Origin of the sequence: Brevibacterium sp. H602, assembly GCF_051172395.1 — a bacterium.
In the GTDB taxonomy this organism is placed as follows: domain Bacteria; phylum Actinomycetota; class Actinomycetes; order Actinomycetales; family Brevibacteriaceae; genus Brevibacterium.
In genome coordinates, this window is record NZ_JBPIZD010000052.1 from 1 (window position 1) to 1507 (window position 1507).

Consider the following 1507-nt stretch of genomic DNA (forward strand, 5'->3'; position numbering starts at 1 on the left):
GTCAGGTAGTTCCGGGGCGAAGTTCAGCGGTTCTGGTCACGTTCACGGGCCTCGCGACGGGTCAGCGGCGGCAGCACCTCCGTTGGGTCGGTGGGTGCTGGTCCTGTGCGTTCTTCCGCGGCTCCGGCCGTTGCCTCGGATGCCTCGTCCGGTGCAAGTTCGCTCGTCTCTCTGCTCGGCGCTGCCGGCACGGACGCACTCGCGGACCCGGTGGGCCGCCTCGGTGGGCGCACTCCCGATTTCACCACGAGGACACCGAGTCCGGTCGTCAGCGGAATCGCGATGACCAGACCGATCGAGCACACGAGGATGCTCACCACCTCGACCGACATGTCCCCGAGAGTGAACGTGTCGAACAGCGGCTGATCGTGCGCGGAGACGATGATGAGCGTCATCAGCGCCGAGCCCACATACGCGAACGTGATCGTATAGACCGTCGAGGCGATATGGTCACGCCCGATGCGCATCGCCCGAGAGAACAGCTGACCGGGTTTCATCTCGGGGGCAGCGGCTGCCAGCTCCCACACCGCCGAGGCCTGTGTGATCGTGACGTCGTTGAGCACTCCGAGCCCGGTGATGAGGATTGCGCACACGATGATGTCGGTCATCCCCAGATCGGTCGTATCGACCAGCAGGTACCCGTCCTCCGAGTAGGCGATCCCCAGATTCGCCCAGGACGTCATCCACGCGCCGAGGATGCCGGTGATGACGATGCCGAGCACCGTTCCGAACAGCGCCGTCGACGTCCGCGTCGAGATTCCGTGTGCCAGGTAGAGCGCGATGACCATGATCAGGCTCGCCGAGACCATCGCCACCAGCACCGGCGGTTTGCCGTCGAGCATCGCCGGGAGCATGAAGACGAACAGCACAGCACCGGCGAATCCGAGTCCGATCAGTGCACGCAGTCCCCGCAGACCGGCGACGAGGAGGACGACGATCGCGTAGACGATCGCCAAGGTGAGCATCGGGACGTTGCGATCGAAATCGATGAACACATAGTCGGTGCCCATCTCCGCCCGATCCGGTGACTGCGTGAAGTCGAGGACCTTGATCCTGTCCCCTACGTCGACGCCGGCTTTGAGCGCGTCGGGGGTGACGTAGAGGCTGCCTTCCTGCCCGTTCGCCTCCACGGTGTACGTCGTGCAGTCGGCGCGGACCATCGGGTCCGTCTCCCCCGGGTCGCAGTCCGAAGCATCGACGGCGGTGACGGTGACCTTCGTATCGGTGATCCCCTCGGCCGTGTTCGTCGTCGGCCCGCCACCGGGCAGGTCCTTGTCGGGCCCCGACGGCCACAGCACGAACAGTCCGACGATCGTGACGACGATGAGCGGGATGAGGCAGGCGAGCATGATCAGGCGAACCTTCGGCGAGGCCTTCGGCTCGTGCTGGGACGTCATATGCATGGCGGTCCTTCAGGGACGGCTGACCGGAATGATGCGGGGCGGTCGACCAGGGCGGGATGGAGGCTGGTGCTCACCGAGGCGGCCAGTCATCATCAGAACTACCT

General features: G+C 65.3%; 1 protein-coding gene. It reads right to left on the reverse strand.

All coding sequences use genetic code 11. The features are described from left to right. Nucleotides 1–23 precede the first annotated feature (23 nt). Nucleotides 24–1397, reverse strand: a complete 1374-nt coding sequence (locus ACSBQT_RS17835; RefSeq protein ID WP_410711491.1) for a YibE/F family protein — start codon at nt 1395–1397, stop codon at nt 24–26. Nucleotides 1398–1507: the final 110 nt, after the last annotated feature.

Coding starts and splice junctions, on each gene's coding strand:
- ACSBQT_RS17835 (WP_410711491.1), bottom strand. CDS start 1,397: ATGACGTCCCAGCACGAGCCGAAGGCCTCGCCGAAGGTTCGCCTGATC.